At 71.1% G+C, this 16,939-nt stretch carries 18 protein-coding genes; 10 read left to right on the forward strand and 8 right to left on the reverse strand.

Annotation, left to right across the window (positions count from 1 at the left end):
- Positions 1 to 101 precede the first annotated feature (101 nt).
- Entirely contained in the window at positions 102 to 1,016 is a 915-nt protein-coding gene (locus BWR60_RS21560) for a TauD/TfdA dioxygenase family protein (protein WP_088153077.1), read from the reverse strand.
- A 284-nt stretch (positions 1,017 to 1,300) separates the two neighbouring features.
- On the opposite strand from BWR60_RS21560, the gene BWR60_RS21565 reads away from it, so the two are divergent.
- Together BWR60_RS21565 and BWR60_RS21570 are read left to right on the forward strand one after the other, a co-directional pair.
- On the forward strand, positions 1,301 to 1,990 hold the full coding sequence (locus tag BWR60_RS21565) for a phosphatase PAP2 family protein (RefSeq protein ID WP_179221881.1): 690 nt from the start codon (positions 1,301 to 1,303) through the stop codon (positions 1,988 to 1,990).
- 13 nt (positions 1,991 to 2,003) lie between these two features.
- The gene (locus tag BWR60_RS21570) at positions 2,004 to 2,888 is read left to right on the forward strand and encodes an AEC family transporter (protein WP_088153079.1); all 885 of its coding nucleotides are present in this window, start codon (positions 2,004 to 2,006) and stop codon (positions 2,886 to 2,888) included.
- Between the two features lie 141 nt (positions 2,889 to 3,029).
- On the opposite strand, the gene BWR60_RS37180 is transcribed toward BWR60_RS21570, so the two are convergent.
- Positions 3,030 to 3,203, reverse strand: coding sequence for a hypothetical protein (locus tag BWR60_RS37180; protein ID WP_179221882.1), 174 nt, complete (start codon positions 3,201 to 3,203; stop codon positions 3,030 to 3,032).
- A 72-nt stretch (positions 3,204 to 3,275) separates the two neighbouring features.
- On the opposite strand from BWR60_RS37180, the gene BWR60_RS21575 reads away from it, so the two are divergent.
- The 8 genes from BWR60_RS21575 (at position 3,276) to BWR60_RS21605 (ending at position 10,671) form a co-directional block, all read left to right on the forward strand.
- Positions 3,276 to 3,899, forward strand: coding sequence for an SCO family protein (locus BWR60_RS21575; protein WP_218823609.1), 624 nt, complete (start codon positions 3,276 to 3,278; stop codon positions 3,897 to 3,899).
- Positions 3,900 to 3,978: 79 nt separating this feature from the next.
- Positions 3,979 to 4,461, forward strand: a complete 483-nt coding sequence (locus tag BWR60_RS21580) for a hypothetical protein (protein WP_088153081.1) — start codon at positions 3,979 to 3,981, stop codon at positions 4,459 to 4,461.
- 170 nt (positions 4,462 to 4,631) lie between these two features.
- Entirely contained in the window at positions 4,632 to 5,381 is a 750-nt protein-coding gene (locus tag BWR60_RS21585; protein WP_088153091.1) for an electron transfer flavoprotein subunit beta/FixA family protein, read from the forward strand.
- Between the two features lie 17 nt (positions 5,382 to 5,398).
- Entirely contained in the window at positions 5,399 to 6,337 is a 939-nt protein-coding gene (locus tag BWR60_RS21590) for an electron transfer flavoprotein subunit alpha/FixB family protein (RefSeq protein ID WP_088153082.1), read from the forward strand.
- Positions 6,338 to 6,606: 269 nt separating this feature from the next.
- Entirely contained in the window at positions 6,607 to 7,383 is a 777-nt protein-coding gene (locus tag BWR60_RS36450; protein WP_144445690.1) for a GNAT family N-acetyltransferase, read from the forward strand.
- Positions 7,380 to 8,609, forward strand: a complete 1,230-nt coding sequence (locus BWR60_RS21595; protein ID WP_179221883.1) for an aldo/keto reductase — start codon at positions 7,380 to 7,382, stop codon at positions 8,607 to 8,609. Before BWR60_RS36450 ends, BWR60_RS21595 begins: the two co-directional genes overlap by 4 nt.
- The gene (locus tag BWR60_RS21600; protein ID WP_088153084.1) at positions 8,606 to 9,373 is read left to right on the forward strand and encodes a cytidylyltransferase domain-containing protein; all 768 of its coding nucleotides are present in this window, start codon (positions 8,606 to 8,608) and stop codon (positions 9,371 to 9,373) included. Before BWR60_RS21595 ends, BWR60_RS21600 begins: the two co-directional genes overlap by 4 nt.
- Positions 9,374 to 9,381: 8 nt before the next feature.
- The gene (locus BWR60_RS21605; RefSeq protein ID WP_088153085.1) at positions 9,382 to 10,671 is read left to right on the forward strand and encodes an aminotransferase class III-fold pyridoxal phosphate-dependent enzyme; all 1,290 of its coding nucleotides are present in this window, start codon (positions 9,382 to 9,384) and stop codon (positions 10,669 to 10,671) included.
- Positions 10,672 to 10,916: 245 nt separating this feature from the next.
- Here BWR60_RS21605 and BWR60_RS21610 read toward each other — a convergent pair whose 3' ends face one another.
- The 6 genes from BWR60_RS21610 to BWR60_RS21635 all read right to left on the reverse strand — a co-directional run.
- Entirely contained in the window at positions 10,917 to 11,447 is a 531-nt protein-coding gene (locus tag BWR60_RS21610; RefSeq protein WP_144445692.1) for a PRC-barrel domain-containing protein, read from the reverse strand.
- 121 nt (positions 11,448 to 11,568) lie between these two features.
- On the reverse strand, positions 11,569 to 12,720 hold the full coding sequence (locus tag BWR60_RS39020; RefSeq protein WP_429913034.1) for a DUF4167 domain-containing protein: 1,152 nt from the start codon (positions 12,718 to 12,720) through the stop codon (positions 11,569 to 11,571).
- Between the two features lie 181 nt (positions 12,721 to 12,901).
- Positions 12,902 to 13,759 carry a peptide chain release factor N(5)-glutamine methyltransferase gene (gene prmC, locus BWR60_RS21620; protein WP_088153087.1) on the reverse strand — a complete coding sequence of 286 codons (858 nt, stop codon included), beginning with the start codon at positions 13,757 to 13,759 and terminating at the stop codon, positions 12,902 to 12,904.
- A gap of 271 nt (positions 13,760 to 14,030) precedes the next feature.
- Positions 14,031 to 15,110: a peptide chain release factor 1 gene (gene prfA, locus BWR60_RS21625; RefSeq protein ID WP_088153088.1), complete on the reverse strand. Its 1,080-nt coding sequence runs from the start codon at positions 15,108 to 15,110 to the stop codon at positions 14,031 to 14,033.
- Between the two features lie 72 nt (positions 15,111 to 15,182).
- On the reverse strand, positions 15,183 to 16,325 hold the full coding sequence (ispG, locus tag BWR60_RS21630) for a flavodoxin-dependent (E)-4-hydroxy-3-methylbut-2-enyl-diphosphate synthase (protein ID WP_088153089.1): 1,143 nt from the start codon (positions 16,323 to 16,325) through the stop codon (positions 15,183 to 15,185).
- 229 nt (positions 16,326 to 16,554) lie between these two features.
- Positions 16,555 to 16,939: DUF4115 domain-containing protein (locus tag BWR60_RS21635; protein ID WP_144445693.1), on the reverse strand; the 385-nt coding region annotated here is incomplete at its 5' end.

Raw genomic sequence — 16,939 nt, forward strand, 5'->3', positions numbered from 1 at the left:
GTTTATTGCGATCGCACGGCCCTTCGCCGTCATTGCGCGGAGGCGAAGCAATGACGGCGTTGAGCGCTCAAAAGAGACTCGCTTCCTCGGAGACAGACGGCTCAGGCCGCTGCCGCCTCCGGCTGCCGCGCCGCCTTGACCCGCGTCACGCTGCGGCGGCCATCGATGGCGGCCGGGATGTCGCCGGCGATGGTGGCGCGGCGCACCACCCGCCGCCGGTCGCCATAGTCGTTGACCGCGTAATGCTGGGTGGCGCGGTTGTCCCAGATCGCCACATCGCCGGCCCGCCACTGCCAGCGCACCGTGTTCTCCGGCCGCGTCACATAGGCCTGCAGCGTGGCGAAGAGTTGCGCCGATTCATTGGCCGACAGGCCGAGAAAGCGCCGCACGAAATGGCCCAGCACCAGCGTGCGCTCGCCGGTGACCGGATGCACCCGCACCACCGGGTGCTCGGTCTCGTAGACGGTCGAGGCGAAGACCTCGCGGTGGTAGCGCAGCCGCTCCGCCGTCGCCTCCGGATGCGACGCGGCGTAGTCGTAATCGTTGCTGTGCAGGGCCCAGAGCTGGTCGGCCAGGCCGCGCAGCGGCGCCGGCAGGTCGAGATAGGCGGTGGCGGTGTTGGCCCAGATGGTGTCGCCGCCGAACTCCGGCACCGTCACCGCCCGCAGGATCGAGGCCTGGGGGTAGGCGTCGACGAAGGTGACGTCGGTGTGCCAGGAGTTGGCGCGCTGGCCGCGGGCGGAATCGAGCTCGAGCAGGAAATCGGCACCCGTCGCCACCGGCTGGGTCGGATGCGCCACCGGGTCGCCCAGCGACCGGGCGAACGCCTCCTGCCCGGCATCGTCCAGGTCCTGGCCGCGCAGGAAGATCACCTTGTGCCGGTGCAGCGCAGCGCGGAGACCGTCCAGGGTTTCGGCACCAAGGTCGCCGGAGAGGCGGAGGCCGCGGATCTCGGCGCCGATGCGGCCGGCGACCGGGCGCAGGTCGAGGCCGGCATCCGGATGAAGGTCGCCCATGCTGTGCTCCTGTCCATTCACATCGCGGCGTCGGCTATATCTTAGATATACATTTTTATTGAGATCAATATATGCAATTTACATATTCTTCTTGAAATCATGCCGATGGCCGCGATCTTGACCCGTGATGGCGAGGCGCGCAGCGCCGTGGCCATCACGGGAAAGAACCGGAGAGCCGATCTCAAAGGCCACCGGTATTACAGATCCGGGACCCTCGGATGCCCGGAACGCCGTTTCACCCGGCCGCGGTTCCGTCGTACAGGACGGACAACTCCGGAGGGGCAGTGGGTCGATCGGACACCATCGCGGCAAAACGTGCCGGCTTGCTGGACCGCCCGGTCCTGGCCAGCTTCCTGGCCGTCGCCGTGCTGTGCGCCCTGCTGGTCGCCTTCGCCGACCGCCCGGCGGCGCTGTGGTTCGAGGCGCATCGCGGCTCGTCCATCATCGCCGCGGTCAAGGTCTTCACCGATATCGGCCTGGGCGTGTGGTGGTACGCGCTGGCGATCCTGGCCTGGCTGGGATACCGCTTCACCGCCTTCCTGGCCGCCCATGGCGATGTCCGCGCCCGGCGGCTGAAGCGGGCCCGCGGCTTCGGCTTCATGCTGGCGGCGCTGCTGGCCACCACCGTGACCAACTGGCTGCTGAAAGCGGTGATCGGCCGGCCGCGGCCGCGCCACCTGTTCCGCCAGGACGCCTTCGCGCCGCACCCCTTCGGCTGGGACCTGTTCTCGAACAGCTTCCCGTCCGGCCACGCCCAGACCATGGCCACGGCGATGACGGCGCTGTGGATCCTGTTCCCGCGCTGGGGCTGGGCCTTCGCCCTGCTGGGCGGGCTGGTGGCGCTGAGCCGCGTCGTCGTCACCTCGCACTACCCCGCCGACATCGTCGCCGGCGCCTGGCTGGGCGTGGTCGTGGCCCTGGCCATGCGCCGCTGCCTGGAGGCGACCGGCGGGCCGGTGGCGATCGCCCGATGATCGGGCTGCCGCGATGATGGAGCTGATCGCCGCCCTGATCCCGGTGCTGGCGCCGGTGATCGCCTCGGCCGCCGTCGGCTATGTCTGGGCCCGGTCGCGCCATCCCTTCGACCTCGGCTTCGTCACCCGCCTCGTGACCTATGTCGGGTCGCCCTGCCTGGTGTTCTCGACCCTGACCAAGTTCCACGTCCCGGCCGGCGAGATCATCGGCCAGGCCGGGCTGGCGATGCTGTCGGTCTTCGCCTGCGGCCTGGTCGGCGGGCTGGCGCTGTACCTCACCGGCCGGGCGGTGCGGCCGCTGCTGCCGACGGTGATGCTGCCGAATGCCGGCAATCTCGGCCTGCCGATCGCCTATTTCGCCTTCGGTGACGAGGGGCTGGCGCTGGCCCTGCCCTTCTCCGCCGCCATGACGCTGCTGCAGTTCACCGTCGGCGTCTCCTGCGCCTCGGGCCACAGCCGGTGGACCGAGATCCTCAAAACCCCGACGATCTACGCCATTTTGCTGGCCATCGCCTTCGCCGCCGGCGGCATCGACGCGCCGCGCTGGCTGGGCAACGCGACCGAGCTCCTGGGCGGCGTCACCCTGCCCTTGATGCTGATCGCGCTGGGCGTGTCGCTGGCCAGCCTGCGCATCGCCAATCTCGGCCGCGCCCTGTGGCTGGCGGCGCTGCGCCTGGGCCTCGGCCTCGCCGCCGGCTACGGCGTGGTCTGGCTGTTCGCCATACCGCACCCGACCGCGGCGATCCTGATCCTGCAATCGGCGATGCCGCCGGCGGTGTTCAACTACCTGTTCGCCGCCCGCTATGGCGGCCCGGTGGAGGAGGTGGCCGGCGCCGTCGTCGTCGGCACCATCATCAGCCTGCTGACCCTGCCGGTGCTGCTGGCCGTGCTGATGTAGGAGCCGTCCGATAATGCTACTGGGGCGGCCGTCTGACGGCGATTTTTCCGCTTCCGGCGCTCACGGACTTGAACGTCCGCTGCGCTCCGGTTCTCAAAATCACCGCCAGCCGACTCACCCCAGCGCATTCTCGAACGGCTCCTATGCCTCCTCGATCTCCTTCCGCCGGGCCTCGTAGGTCGCCGGGTCGATCAGGCCGCGGCGGCGCATGATCTCCAGCGCCACCAGGGCCCGGCCGCGGTTGTCGTCGCCGACCGAGCCGCTTTCCGCATCCGCATCGCCGCCGGCCGCGCCGGGCTGCGCCTTCTCCGCCATGATACCATCCGTCCGTTCTGCGACGCCGCGCGCGCTTCCGTCCGGAGGCCGCAGCGCCTATGACGGCAGACGATGACGCAAGCTGGAAGGCCGGTCGAGATGTGGAGGAAGCGGATCCTGCGGTCCCTGGCGCTGGCGGTGCCGGCGATCGCCATCGCGGCGGCCGTGGCCTTCTGGCTCGGCCCCCCGGGCGGCCGCGGCGTCGTCGGCCAGGGCTTCGGCTCGGTCGGCGGCCCGATCGCGCTGGTCGACCAGGCCGGCAAGCCGGTCACCGAGAAGGACTTCGCCGGCAAGGATGCGCTGATCTTCTTCGGCTTCACCAACTGCCCCGACGTCTGCCCGACCGAGCTGTCGACCATGGCGGCGGCGCTGGACACGCTGGGGTCGAAGGCCGAGGGCGTGGTGCCGGTGTTCATCACCGTCGACCCGGAGCGCGACACGCCCGAGGTGGTCGGCCAGTACGCCCAGGCCTTCTATCCCCGCATGGTCGGCCTGACCGGGTCGGCCGACCAGATCGCCGCGGCGGCCAAGGCCTTCCGGGTCTACTACAAGAAGGCGCCGCAGCCGGACGGCTCCTACTCGATGGACCACACCGCCTTCACCTATCTGATGGGGCCGGACTGGCAGGTGCTGGACGTGCTGCCGCCGCAGCTGTCGCCGCAGGCGATGGCCGAACGCATCGGCAAACAATTATAACCGGCCACGAAGCGGGTTGCGTTCCCGCCGGGCGTGCTATCGTGGCCGCCAACCTGATTTCCGCTCTCGGAGTTGCCCCATGACCCTTCGCCACGCCGTCCTGGCCGGGATCGCCTTCCTCGTCCTCAACGGCTGCTCCGACCGCGAGGCGCGGCAGCAGCAGGCGCTGACGGCCCAGAGCGACCTGGTCGGGCTGAGCGAGGCGCGGCTGCTGTCCTGCGCCGGCACGCCGTCCCGCAGCCGTGCCGACGGCAACACCCATTACCTGACCTATCAGAGCGCCGGCATGTCCGCGGACGAGGCCGCCGGCGTCGGCGGCTTCGGCGGCTCGGGCGGGACCGACATGGGCATCAGCCCGGTCAATGCCGGCATCGGCCAGAAGATCGGCACCAGCGCGCTCGACCCGAACTACTGCGAGGCCACCTTCACCCTGGTCGACGGCCGTGTCGCCGAGGTCCGCTACCGCACCTCCGGCGGCTATCTCCGCACCGCCCAGTGCTCCGACATCGTCGCGCCCTGCATGGGCGGGCCCACCTTCGACCCCGGCCAGCCGAAGCCGTAAGCGCATCGCCGTCGGCGGGGGAGCACAAACCGTCGCGGACCGGATGGACCGGAGCCTCGGAATCCGGGCCTTTGTTCGCGATCCGCCCGGGGCGGTTGCCGATCCCGCCCTTGGGCACTAAAAGCGTCATACTGCAGCGCGAAAAGCGCCGTCCGATGGAGTGCGAGCCGATGAAGATCCTGGTCCCGGTCAAACGGGTGATCGACTTCAACGTCAAGGTCCGGGTCAAGGCCGACGGGTCCGGCGTCGACATGGCCAACGTCAAGATGTCGATGAACCCCTTCGACGAGATCTCGGTCGAGGAGGCGATCCGCGCCAAGGAGGCCGGCAAGGCGACCGAGGTCGTGGCCGTGTCGGTCGGCCCGGCCCAGGCGCAGGAGACGATCCGCACCGCGCTGGCGATGGGTGCCGACCGCGGCATCCTGGTGCAGACCGATGTCGAGCTGCAGCCCCTGGCCGTGGCCAAGATCCTGAAGGCGCTGGTCGACAAGGAACAGCCGCAGCTGGTGATCCTGGGCAAGCAGGCGATCGACGACGACGCCAACCAGACCGGCCAGGCGCTGGCTGCCCTGCTGGGCTGGGGCCAGGCGACCTTCGCCTCGAAGCTGGTGCTGGAGGACGGCGCCGCCCTGGTGACGCGCGAAGTCGATGGCGGGCTCGAGACCATCCGGGTCAAGCTGCCGGCGATCATCACCACCGACCTGCGCCTGAACGAGCCGCGCTACGCCTCGCTGCCGAACATCATGAAGGCGAAGAAGAAGCAGCTCGACACCGTCAGCCCGGCCGATCTCGGCGTCGACCCGGCGCCGCGGCTGAAGACGCTGAAGGTGGCCGAGCCGCCGAAGCGCAAGGGCGGCGTCAAGGTCGCCAGCGTGCAGGAGCTGGTGGCCAAGCTGAAGACCGAAGCGCGCGTGATCTGAGGGCGGGGGACCAAGACATGTCGATCCTGATCGTTGCCGACCACGACAACGCCACCCTGAAGCCCGCCACGCTGCACGCCGTCACCGCGGCGCAGAAGATCGGCGGCGACATCCATGTGCTGGTCGCCGGCGCCGGCGCCCGCCCGGCGGCCGACGCCGCGGCCAAGGTGGCCGGCGTGGCGAAGGTGCTGCTGGCCGAGGCCCCGGCGCTGGAGCACCAGCTGGCCGAGACCGTGGCGCCGCTGGTCGTCGACCTCGCCAAGGGCTACAGCCATGTGCTGGCCACCGCGACCAGCGCTGGCAAGAACCTGATGCCGCGCGTCGCCGCCCTGCTCGACGTGCAGCAGATCTCCGAGATCACCGCGGTCGACGGGCCGGACACCTTCGAGCGGCCGATCTATGCCGGCAACGCCATCGCCACGGTGCAGTCTTCCGACCCGATCAAGGTGATCACCGTGCGCGGCACCGCCTTCGAGGCGGCGGCGGCCGAAGGCGGCTCGGCCGCGGTCGAGGCGGTCGAGGCCAAGGCCGATGCCGGGCTGTCGAGCTTCGTCGGCCAGGAGCTGAGCAAGTCCGAGCGGCCGGAGCTGACCTCGGCCCGGATCATCATCTCCGGCGGCCGCGCCATGGGCTCCTCCGAGAACTTCAAGATCCTCGAGGGCATCGCCGACCATCTCGGCGCCGCGATCGGCGCCAGCCGCGCCGCGGTCGACGCCGGCTACGTGCCGAACGACTACCAGGTCGGCCAGACCGGCAAGGTGGTGGCGCCGGACCTGTACATCGCCGTCGGCATCTCCGGCGCGATCCAGCACCTGGCCGGCATGAAGGACAGCAAGGTCATCGTCGCCATCAACAAGGACGAGGAGGCGCCGATCTTCCAGGTCGCCGATTACGGCCTGGTCGGCGACCTGTTCAAGCTGATCCCGGAGCTGGAGGCCGAGCTCAAGAAGGCCTGATCCGGCCCTTCGGACCACCCTCGCGACGCTTGAAGGCGCATCCTCCGGGATGCGCCTTTTTGCTGCCGGCGGATGCATAGCGGGATAGGGCGGGCGGCCCTCCGGTTCCGCTTGACAGGACCGGCCGGTTGTCCGCTGCTAGGGCGTTTTCGACCACCGATTGCGGATCGCTGATTTGCCGACCGTGCTGCGCCACGACGAAGGAACCACCGGCAGGCGCCGGGCCGGGCCGCGCGCGCGACCGCAGAGCCCCGGAAGGATTCGCCCGCATGGCGGATGAGACGCAGCACTACTCCGTCTTCATCGAGGGCGAGACCCTCGACCTCTGCGTCCCGTCCGAGGCGGCGATCACCGATGGCTGGGCCGACTGGTTCAACGACGCGAAGACGACGCGCTGGCTGGCCCAGGGCATCTACCCGAACCATGTCGAGGACCAGCGCGGCTTCCTCGAATCGATCCGCAAGCGCGACCGCTTCGCCGCCCTGATCTGCGGCAAGGGTGGCGGCCCGCTGCATGGCATCATCTCGCTGTCGGCGATCGACTGGGTCGCCCGCTCGGCCCAGATCTCGCTGGTGGTCGGCAACCCGCCGCCGGCCCGCCAGCTGATGCAGCTGGAGGCGATGGCCCGGGTGACCGAGCATGCCTTCCAGCGCATGGGGCTGGACCGGGTGTGGGCCGGCCAGGCCCATCCCGGCCTGGCGCGCTGGAACCAGTGGCTGGAGCTGCTCGGCTACTACACCGACGGGATCATGCGGCGCGGCTTCGTCAAGGGGCGGGAGACGGTCAGCAACGCCGTGATGATCTGCTGCCTGCACCAGGATTACGAGGCGGTGAAGGCCCGGCGCGGCGGGCAGTTCTGGCCCGGCAACGACGTCATGCTGAAGCTGATCGCCGCACTGCCGCGGCAGGGCTTCGCCACCCGGCTGGGCGAGTTCCTCGACCGCGAGCTGCCGCTGTACAAGACCGAGCTCGAGGCGCTGGAGCGCCGTGTCCTGGAGGACGAGGGCGCCGGGGCCGCGCCGAAGCGCCGCCTGGCCGGATCTTGAGCGCAGCCCCCGCCCCCTGGCGCGGCGCCACGGCGCTGGGCCTCGGCACCGCCCAGTTCGGGCTCGACTACGGCATCGCCAATGACCGCGGCATCTGCCCGCCGGAGGATGTGGCGGCGATCCTGGAGACCGCCGCCGCTTCCGGCATCGGCGTGCTGGACACCGCCCCCGCCTATGGCACCGCCGAGCAGGTGCTGGGCCAGGTGCTGCCGGCGGCGCACCGCTTCCGCATCGTCACCAAGACGCCGCATCTGGGCGGTCTGCGCCACGCCGACGAGATCGGGCGCGCGGTGCGCGACGCCTTCGCCGCATCGCGGGCGAAGCTGCGCCGCGACCGGCTGGCCGGCCTGCTGACCCACAACGCCAACGACCTGCTGCGTCCCGGCGGCGCGGCGCTGTGGGCGGCGATGACGGCGCTGAAGCGGGCCGGCGAGGTCGAGCGCATCGGCGCCTCGGTCTACAGCGCCGGGCAGCTCGCCGCCGTGCTGGAGCGCTATCCGCTCGACCTCGTGCAGCTGCCCTGGAATGCCGTCGACGGGCGGATCGGTCCGCCGCTCCTCGCGGATCTGCGTGAGCGAGGCATCGAGCTGCACGCCCGGTCGGTCTTCCTGCAGGGGCTGCTGCTGGCCCCGCCCGCCCAGGCCGCCCGGGTGTCGCCCGCGGCCGAGGCGCTGGTCGGGCGCTGGCGCGACGCCGTCGGCGCCGCCGACCCGCTGGCCGCGGCGCTGGGCACGGTGATCGGCCGGCCGGAGATCGGCACCACCCTGGTCGGCGTCACCCGGCCGGAGGAGCTGGCCGGCATCCTGCGCGCCGTCGCCGCCGCGCCGCCGCCGATCACGATCGTGCCCTCCACCGACGACCTGGTGCTGAACCCGGCCCTGTGGCCCTCCGGCGGCCGCCCCGCTGCGATCCTGACCGGCGGCGGCGTGGCGCTGCGGCCGATGGCGTCGGGCGATGTCGCAGTGCTGGCGGTGCTGGCGAAGGAGGGTGGCGACGCCGGTGGCGCCGTGCGGCTCGGCCCGGTGGACCGCGACGCGGGCGAGGCTATGGTCGCCGTAGAGGGCGTCCCCGAGGCCTGGCGGGACGAGGCGGTGGCGCTGACGGCGCGCATGGCCTTCGAGCAGATCGGGCTGCGCCGCCTGGTGGCGGCCGAGCCCTTCCCCGGCTGGACCGCGGCCGCAGGGCGCTTCATCCTGGATGACACCAGCTATTGGGAGCGGACATGACGGTGCTGGCGATCCTGCAGGCGCGGATGTCCTCGTCGCGGCTGCCCGGCAAGGTGATGGCCGACCTGCTGGGCGAGCCGATGCTGGCGCGCCAGGTCGAGCGGCTGCGGCGCTGCCGGACGCTGGACCGGCTGGTGCTGGCCACCAGCACCGAGCCCGCCGACGATGCGCTGGTGCAGCTTGCCGCCCGCATCGGCATCGACTGTTTCCGCGGCAGCCTGGACGACGTGCTGGACCGGTTCCACGCCGCCGCTTCGGGCAGCGGCGCCGACCAGATCGTGCGCCTCACCGGCGACTGCCCGCTGATCGACCCGGGGCTGATCGACCGGCTGGTCGAGCTGCATGTCGCCGGCGGCTACGACCATTCCTGCAACACGCTGACGCCGCGCTGGCCCGACGGGCTCGATGCCGAGGTGATGCGCGCCGAGGTGCTGGAGACGGCTTGGCGCGAGGCCACGCTGTCGTCCGACCGCGAGCACGTCACCCGCTTCATCTACACCCGGCCGGAGCGGTTCCGCCTGGGCAGCCTGGTCGGCGACACCGACCTGTCGGCCGAGCGCTGGACCGTCGACACGCCGGAGGATTTGGCCCTGGTGCGGGCGGTCTATGCCGGGCTGTACCCGGCGAACCCGGCCTTCGGCACCGACGACATCCTGCAGTTCCTGGCGGCGCATCCGGAGATCGCCGCGCTCAACCGCGTCCACCGGCGGAACGAGGGCCTGGAGCGCTCGCTCGCCCAGGACGCCGCCTTGACCAAACCGTGAGGACCAAAGTGTCAGAACGCTATGCGGCATCCGAGGCGATGCTCGACCGGGCCCGGCGGACCATCCCGCTGGGCGCCCAGACCTTCAGCAAGAGCATCACGCAGTATCCGCTCGGCGTGTCGCCCTATTTCGCCGCCCGCGGCCAGGGCAGCAAGCTGTGGGATGTCGACGGCAACGAATACATCGACTTCATCAACAGCCTGGCCTCGGTGACGCTGGGCTACAACGACCCGGACGTCACCGCGGCGGTCAAGGCGCAGGTCGGCGACGGCACCATCTTCAGCCTGTCGAGCCCGCTGGAGGCCGAGGTGGCGGAGCGGCTGGTGGCGATCGTGCCGTCGGCCGAGATGGTGCGCTTCGGCAAGAACGGGTCGGACGCCACCGCCGGCGCCGTCCGCGTCGCCCGCGCCTATACCGGCCGCGACCATGTGCTGGTCAGCGGCTATCACGGCTGGCAGGACTGGTATATCGGCGCCACCGCCCGCAACCGCGGCGTGCCGGAATCGACCCGGGCGCTGACCCACAGCTTCCCGTACAACGACCTGGCGGCGCTGGACCGGCTGCTGGACGAGCATGCCGGCCAGGTGGCCGCGATCGTCATGGAGCCGATGAACGTCGCCTTCCCGGCCGAAGGCTATCTGGAGGGCGTGCGCGAGCGGGCGACCAGGCACGGCGCGGTGCTGGTGTTCGACGAGACCATCACCGGCTTCCGCGTCGCCAATGGCGGGGCGCAGGAGCTGTTCGGCGTCACCCCCGACCTGACCACGCTGGGCAAGGGCATCGCCAACGGCTATCCGCTGTCGGCGGTGTGCGGCCGGCGCGACCTGATGATGGAGATGGAGGAGATCTTCTTCTCCTTCACCATGGGCGGCGAGACGCTGTCCCTGGCCGCGGCCCGGGCGACGCTGGACAAGGTGGTGCGCGAGCCGGTGACCCGGCACATGGCCACATTGGGTACGGCGCTGCGCGACGGCACCGCGGCGCTGGTCGAGCGGCACCGGCTGGGCGAGGTGCTGTCCCTGTCCGGCCACCCGTCCTGGACCTTCCTGCTGATCAAGGACCAGCCGGACACCAGCGCCTTCGAGATCAAGACACTGTGGCTGCAGGAGATCTTCGCCCGCGGCCTGCTGTCGCTGGGCAGCCACAATATGAGCTATGCCCACAGCCAGGCCGATGTCGACCGGGTGCTGACCATCTATGACGAGGTCTTCGCCCTGCTCTCGGCCGCGATCGGCCAGCAGCGGGTGCGGGCGGAGCTGCGCTGCGAGCCCCTGGTGCCGCTGTTCAAGGTGCGGTGAGGGCGGGCTCTTCAGAGTTCCCAACGCCGTCATTGCGAGGAGGCGGAGCCGACGAAGCAATCCAGGGGCCGGTGCGCACCGGCCCTGGATTGCTTCGCTGCGCTCGCAATGACGGCGAGGGCCTAGCGCGGATCTCTCGAGCGAGCCCATCCCCAAAACGAGACCACCCCGCCGGCCCGGGATCGCTCCCGGTCCGACGGGGCGGCTCTTCCGTCGCCCCTGCCGGCGACGAACAGGCGGCCAGGCTAGTTGCCCGAACCGCTGCCTGTGGTCCCGGTGGTGCCGCTGCCGCCCATGGTGCCGGTGGCCGGGGCCGCAGGCTCCTCGGCCTTGCGGCCCTCGAAGGCCGGCAGCGCCTCCAGCTGCTCCTTGGTCATGGCGGTCTTCACGCCCTCATCGGGCCGGGCGCCGATGGTCAGCTTGTCGAGCGGGATCGCCACGGATTTCGAGCCGATGCCGAGGAAGCCCCCGACATCGATGACCACGGCATCCACGGTCTTGCTGCCCTTGTCGACCAGCACATCCGAGGTCTTGCCGATCGAATCGCCATTGGCGTTGGTGACGCTGGCGCCGATCAGGTCGGAGCCGAGCATATGGGATTCAGGGAGCTGCTGCTGCCCCTCCGGCACGGTGCCGCCGCCCGGGGCCGCCGCCGCGGGGGCGCTGGTCGAGGGGGTGGTCGTCGTGGCGGGCGGCTGCTGCGTCGTCGTCTGCGCCAGGGCCGGCAGCGCCAGCAGGGCAACGGCGGACGCCGCCGTCATCAGGGTCTTGCGCATGATCGGTCCTCCTTTCGGCGAGGATCTCATGGAGATACCTAGGCAACAGGAGGGTCCGGGACGCGGTTCCCCGAAACGACGAAAGCCCGGCACGGGCCGGGCTTTCGCTGGGTTCGGATCGTTATTCGCCGCTCGGGGGCTCGGTGGCCGGGGCGTCCTCCGCCGCCTTCACCTTGCGCGGCCGGCCGGGCCGGCGCTTCGGCGCGGCCGGGGCCTCCTCCGTCGCGACCCCGGGCAGGCCCGGCTGGGCCGATGCCTCGGGCTGGGCTGCGGGAACCGGCGCCTCGACCGGAGCGGCGGCGGCCGGCTGGTCCGACGACGCCACCTCGACCTCCGGGGCGGCCGCGCGTGGCGGACGGCCCCGGCGCGGCCGGGCGATGATCGAGGCCGGCAGCGCCAGCTCGGTGTCGATGCCGCTGTCCTCCTGGTCGCGCGGATCGGCGCCGAAGCTGGCCGAGGACGCGGCCATGTCGACCGGCGCCGGGTCGAGCGGGCTGGGGATGTGCGGCTGCGGCGCGTTCAGCGCCACGGACGGCTGCGGCCGGTCGCCGCGATAGTCCTGGCGGTTGTCGCGCGGCTGGCCGCCGAAGCGGTCGCGCTGACCCTGGTCGCCGCGGTCGCGGTTCTGGTCACGGAAGCCCTGGTCGCGCGGCCCGCGATTGTCGCGGAAGCCCTGGTCGCGGTCGCGGAAGCCCTGGTTCTGGCGGTCGCCGCCCTCGCCCCGGCCCTCGAACTCCCGGCGCTGCGGGCGATCGCCGCGGTCGCCGCCGTCACGCTGGTCGAATTCGCGGCGCTGCGGCCGCTCGCCGCCCTCGCGCGGCTCGAACTCACGCCGCTGCTGGCGGTCGCCGCCGTCGTTGCGCGGCTCGAACTCGCGGCGCTGCGGCGCCGGGCTGGTCAGCGGATCGTAATCCGCATCGACGCCCGGCTGCTCGCGGCCGCCGTCCTGGCCGCCGCCCGGCTGGTGCTGCGGGCCACCATAGGCCTCGTTCATGGCGTTGATGATGCGGACATAATGCTCCGCATGCTGCTGGTAGTTCTCGGCCATGACGCGGTCGCCCGACGCCTGGGCGTCGCGCGCCAGCCCCATATACTTGTCGTAGACCTGGAAGACGTTGCCGCGGATGCGGATGTCCGGCCCGTTGCTGTCGATGGTCTGGTTGCGATTGGGCAGTGCGTTCGGCCGGCGCTGCTGGCCGCCGCCACCGCCGCCGCCACCTCCACCGCCGCCGTTCCTGCCGCGCGCACGCCGCGAATTCGGTCCTGGTCTCATCAGCCTTGCTTCTGCAGATCGCTGTTTCCGCGCTGCCGTCCCTCGCCGCCGCCTGATGCGGCCGGGCCCAGCGTCATCGTCGCTTCCAGCGCCGGAATGGCGGCCGCCTCAAGCGGTCAAGCCCGGAAATGACGGAATAAGGGGACCCTAACGGCAATCAGGCGTCGGGCCAATGGTTTTTTTACCGCGACGTCGCGATCACGCAACGCGCTATGCCTGCCAGATCGTGCGGCGTGCCGGCGATGTCAAGGCCGGCGCCGCGGAACAGTGCCGTCACATCGGCCGCCTGGCCGATGCCGAGCTCGACCACCGCGGTGCCGCCCGGCGCCAGCAGGGCCGGCAGCGCGGCCGCCAGGGCCCGGTAGGCGTCGAGCCCGTCGGCGCCGCCGGACAGGGCCAGGCGCGGGTCGTGCTCGCGCACCTCCGGCTCCAGCGCCGCGATGTCCGCCTCCGGGATGTAGGGCGGGTTGGACAGGACCAGGTCGAAGCGGCCGGCCAGCGCCGTCGCCCAGTCGCCGACGAGGAAGGCGGCGCGGCCGGAGAGGCCCAGGGCCCACGCATTGTCCCGCGCGACCCGGGCCGCGGCCTCGCTGCGGTCGACACCGACGCCGAAGGCGCCGGGCCGGTCGTGCAGCACGGCGAGCAGCAGGCAGCCGGTGCCGGTGCCGAGATCGAGCACGCGCAGGGGCCGCCCCGCGGGCACGGCGGCCAGCGCCGCCTCGACCAGCGTCTCGCTGTCCGGCCGCGGGTCCAGCGTCGCCGGGCCGAGGGCGAAATCGAGGCTCCAGAACTCGCGATGCCCGAGGATGCGCGACACCGGCTCATGCGCGGCGCGGCGGTCGAGGTACCCGGCATAGCGCGCGGCGGCCTCCGCCGGCACGGCCTCGCCGGCGCGGGACAAGAGGCCGGTGCGGTCGGTGCCCAGCGCATGCATCAGCAGGATGCGGGCGTCGGACGCGGCGCTGTCGATGCGGGAAGCGGCCAGCCGGGCGGTGCCTTCGCGCAGGGCTTCGGCGATCTTGGGGGTGCGGGTGGTCATCGGGCGATCGGGCCGCAACCCCAATGAGTCCCCCCTCCCCTTGCGGGAGGGGGGCAGGGGGAGGGGTCTGCGCGCGTCTGCGCGCGAAAGCGACCTGCTTCGCAGACTGAACCGCGAAACGTCGTCCTCGGCTCTGGCCGGGAGAACCCCCTCCCCCTGCCCCCCTCCCGCAAGGGGAGGGGGGACTCATTGGGNACGCTTGCCCATTTGAGTTCCCCCTCCCGCAAGGGGAGGGGGAACTCAAATGGGCAAGCGTCGCTGGATCGCAGACTCACGGCTGGTCGGCGAGGGCGGCGAGGCGGGCGGCCTCGTCCTCGGCGATCAGCGCCTCGACCAGCTCGTCCAGCGCCTCGCCCGCCATCACCCGCTCGATCTTGTAGAGCGTCAGGTTGATGCGGTGGTCGGTCACCCGCCCTTGCGGGAAGTTGTAGGTGCGGATCCGCTCCGACCGGTCGCCGGAGCCGACCTGGCTCTTGCGGTCGGCGGCCCGCACTGCGTCCTTGGCCGCGCGCTCGGCCTCGTACAGCCGGGCGCGCAGGATCTTCATCGCCTTGGCGCGGTTCTTGTGCTGCGACTTCTCGTCCTGCATCACCACCACGATGCCGGTCGGCAGATGGGTGATGCGCACCGCGCTCTCGGTCTTGTTGACGTGCTGGCCGCCGGCGCCCTGGGCCCGGAACACGTCGACCCGCAGGTCCTTGTCGTCGATCTGGACGTCGACCTCCTCCGCCTCCGGCAACACCGCCACGGTGGCGGCGGAGGTGTGGATGCGGCCCTGGGCCTCGGTCTCCGGCACCCGCTGGACGCGGTGGGCGCCGCTCTCGAACTTCAGCCGGGCGAAGACGCCGCGGCCGCTGATCTCGGCCGACGCCTCCTTGTAGCCGCCCAGCGGCGTGTCGGCGATGTCCATCACCTCGAAGCGCCAGCCGCGGATCGCGGCGTAGCGCTGATACATGCGGAACAGGTCGGCGGCAAACAGCGCCGCCTCGTCGCCGCCGGTGCCGGCGCGGACCTCGAGGATGGCGTTGCGGTCGTCGGCCTCGTCCTTCGGCAGCAGCAGCACCTGCACCCGCCGCTCCAACGCCGGCAGGCTGTCGCGCAGCGCGAACAGCTCCTCCTGCGCCAGGGCCTTCATCTCCGGGTCGGTCTCGGCCGCGGCCATGGCCTCGAGCTGGGCCAGCTCGGCCCGGCCCTTGTGCAGCGCCGTGATCTCGTCCGCGATCGGCTCGAGCTCGGAATATTCCTTGGAATAGGCGGTGAACTGGTCCGGCGACAGCTTGCCGGAGCCCATGCCGTCGCGCAGCTCGGCCACGCGAGACAGGACGCGGTTCAGGTTTTCGTCGAGTTGCACGGAAGGCTCAAATCAGGGGAACGGGCCGGTCGGTCAAGGGATGACGGGCCCGCTAGCGGCCGGACAGGCGGCTCATTCAGCCGCCTGGGCCGCTTCCGCCTCGGCGGCGGCGCGCTCGGCCTCGATCTGCTTGGCCTTGTCCTCGACCAGCGACACCAGGTGGTCGACGATGCCCTCGTCCTTCAGCCGGTGGTTCGGCAGGCCGTTGATGTAGACCTGATGCGTGCCCTTGCCGCCGCCGGTGAAGCCGATATCGGTCATCGTCGCCTCGCCCGGGCCGTTGACCACGCAGCCGATCACCGAGACGGTCATCGGCGTGGTGATGTGGGCCAGGCGCTGCTCCAGCACCTCGACGGTCTTGATCACGTCGAATTGCTGCCGGGCGCAGGACGGGCAGGAGATGATGTTGACGCCGCGATGGCGCAGGCCGAGCGACTTCAGCATGTCGAAGCCGACCTTCACCTCCTCCACCGGATCGGCGGAGAGGGAAACGCGGACGGTGTCGCCGATGCCGGACCACAGCAGCATGCCGAGGCCGATCGACGACTTCACCGTGCCGCTGCGCAGGCCGCCGGCCTCGGTGACGCCGATATGCAGCGGGTAGTCGCAGGCCTCGGCCAGCGCCTGATAGGCGGCGACCGCCAGGAACACGTCCGACGCCTTGCACGAGATCTTGAAGTTGAAGAAATCGTGATCCTCGAGGATGCGGATGTGGTTGAGCGCCGACTCGACCATCGCCTCCGGGCAGGGCTCGCCGTACTTCTCCAGGAGCTCGCGCTCCAGCGAGCCGGCATTGACGCCGATCCGCATCGAGCAGTTGTGGTCCTTCGCCGCCTTCACCACCTCGGCCACCCGCTCCTTCGAGCCGATGTTGCCGGGGTTGATGCGCAGGCAGGCCGCGCCGTTCTGGGCCGCCTCGATGCCGCGCTTGTAGTGGAAATGGATGTCCGCGACGATCGGCACGGTCACTTCCGGCACGATGTGCTTCAGCGCCGCGCTGGATTCCTCGTCCGGGCAGGACACCCGGACGATGTCGGCCCCGGCGATCTCGAGCTGCCGGATCTGGTCGATCGTCGCCTGGATGTCCGTGGTCCGGGTGTTGGTCATAGACTGCACGGTGATCGGCGAATCGCCGCCGACCGGGACCTTGCCGACATGGATCAGGCGGGACTTCCGGCGTTGGATCTGGCGATAGGCGCGGACAGCGGCGCTCATGACGGAACCTTAGGTGATGCGGCGTTCGTTGCGCGACAACATGGCCCTTTCGCGCCGATCCCGCAATCCGGGAGGCGGCATTGCGACCATGTGCGTCCCGGGAATTCGCCCGGTGGCCGCCTGACGCGGCTTTCTGCGCTTCCGGTGCTCACGGACGAAATGTCCGCTGCGCTCCGGTTCTCGAAATCCACGCCAGCCGCCTCACCGGATCAAATTCCCGGCCACAGCCTCAGTTCACCGATGCCCGGTCGCGCAGCTTCTGCGGATCCAGCTGGATGTTGCGCACCACTTGGCCCGGGCCGCCGAGCGACGCCACCGGCTGGCCGTCGACCTCGACCTGCAGCCCGCCGGCATTGCCGGTGGTCAGGCGCTGGCCTTCCTGCGGCAGCACGGCATAGGTCTCGCCCGCGCCCATCACCCGGGTCATCACCAGCCCGCCCTGGCGGTCGCGGATCTGGACCCAGCTGTCGGCGCTGGCGCGCAGCGTGATGCGGCTGTCATTGGGGCCTGGCACCGGCGCGGCCGGCGGCTCGCTGGCCAAGGCGGCGCCGAGCGGGCGGTCCAGCGCCGCGACGGCCGGCAGCTGCGCCTGGGCGGCCGGCGCCGGAGCGTGC

Source organism: Inquilinus limosus, from assembly GCF_002195995.1.
In the GTDB taxonomy this organism is placed as follows: domain Bacteria; phylum Pseudomonadota; class Alphaproteobacteria; order DSM-16000; family Inquilinaceae; genus Inquilinus; species Inquilinus limosus_C.

What these genes read in the sequence shown, in the direction of transcription:
- BWR60_RS21600 (WP_088153084.1), top strand. Translation starts at nt 8,606, where the DNA reads ATGACGGTGCTGGCGATCCTGCAGGCGCGGATGTCCTCGTCGCGGCTG.
- BWR60_RS21585 (WP_088153091.1), top strand. Translation starts at nt 4,632, where the DNA reads ATGAAGATCCTGGTCCCGGTCAAACGGGTGATCGACTTCAACGTCAAG.
- BWR60_RS21590 (WP_088153082.1), top strand. Translation starts at nt 5,399, where the DNA reads ATGTCGATCCTGATCGTTGCCGACCACGACAACGCCACCCTGAAGCCC.
- prmC (WP_088153087.1), bottom strand. Translation starts at nt 13,759, where the DNA reads ATGACCACCCGCACCCCCAAGATCGCCGAAGCCCTGCGCGAAGGCACC.
- BWR60_RS21610 (WP_144445692.1), bottom strand. Translation starts at nt 11,447, where the DNA reads ATGCGCAAGACCCTGATGACGGCGGCGTCCGCCGTTGCCCTGCTGGCG.
- BWR60_RS39020 (WP_429913034.1), bottom strand. Translation starts at nt 12,720, where the DNA reads ATGAGACCAGGACCGAATTCGCGGCGTGCGCGCGGCAGGAACGGCGGC.
- ispG (WP_088153089.1), bottom strand. Translation starts at nt 16,325, where the DNA reads ATGAGCGCCGCTGTCCGCGCCTATCGCCAGATCCAACGCCGGAAGTCC.
- BWR60_RS37180 (WP_179221882.1), bottom strand. Translation starts at nt 3,203, where the DNA reads ATGGCGGAGAAGGCGCAGCCCGGCGCGGCCGGCGGCGATGCGGATGCG.
- BWR60_RS36450 (WP_144445690.1), top strand. Translation starts at nt 6,607, where the DNA reads ATGGCGGATGAGACGCAGCACTACTCCGTCTTCATCGAGGGCGAGACC.
- BWR60_RS21570 (WP_088153079.1), top strand. Translation starts at nt 2,004, where the DNA reads ATGATGGAGCTGATCGCCGCCCTGATCCCGGTGCTGGCGCCGGTGATC.
- BWR60_RS21560 (WP_088153077.1), bottom strand. Translation starts at nt 1,016, where the DNA reads ATGGGCGACCTTCATCCGGATGCCGGCCTCGACCTGCGCCCGGTCGCC.
- BWR60_RS21575 (WP_218823609.1), top strand. Translation starts at nt 3,276, where the DNA reads ATGACGCAAGCTGGAAGGCCGGTCGAGATGTGGAGGAAGCGGATCCTG.
- BWR60_RS21580 (WP_088153081.1), top strand. Translation starts at nt 3,979, where the DNA reads ATGACCCTTCGCCACGCCGTCCTGGCCGGGATCGCCTTCCTCGTCCTC.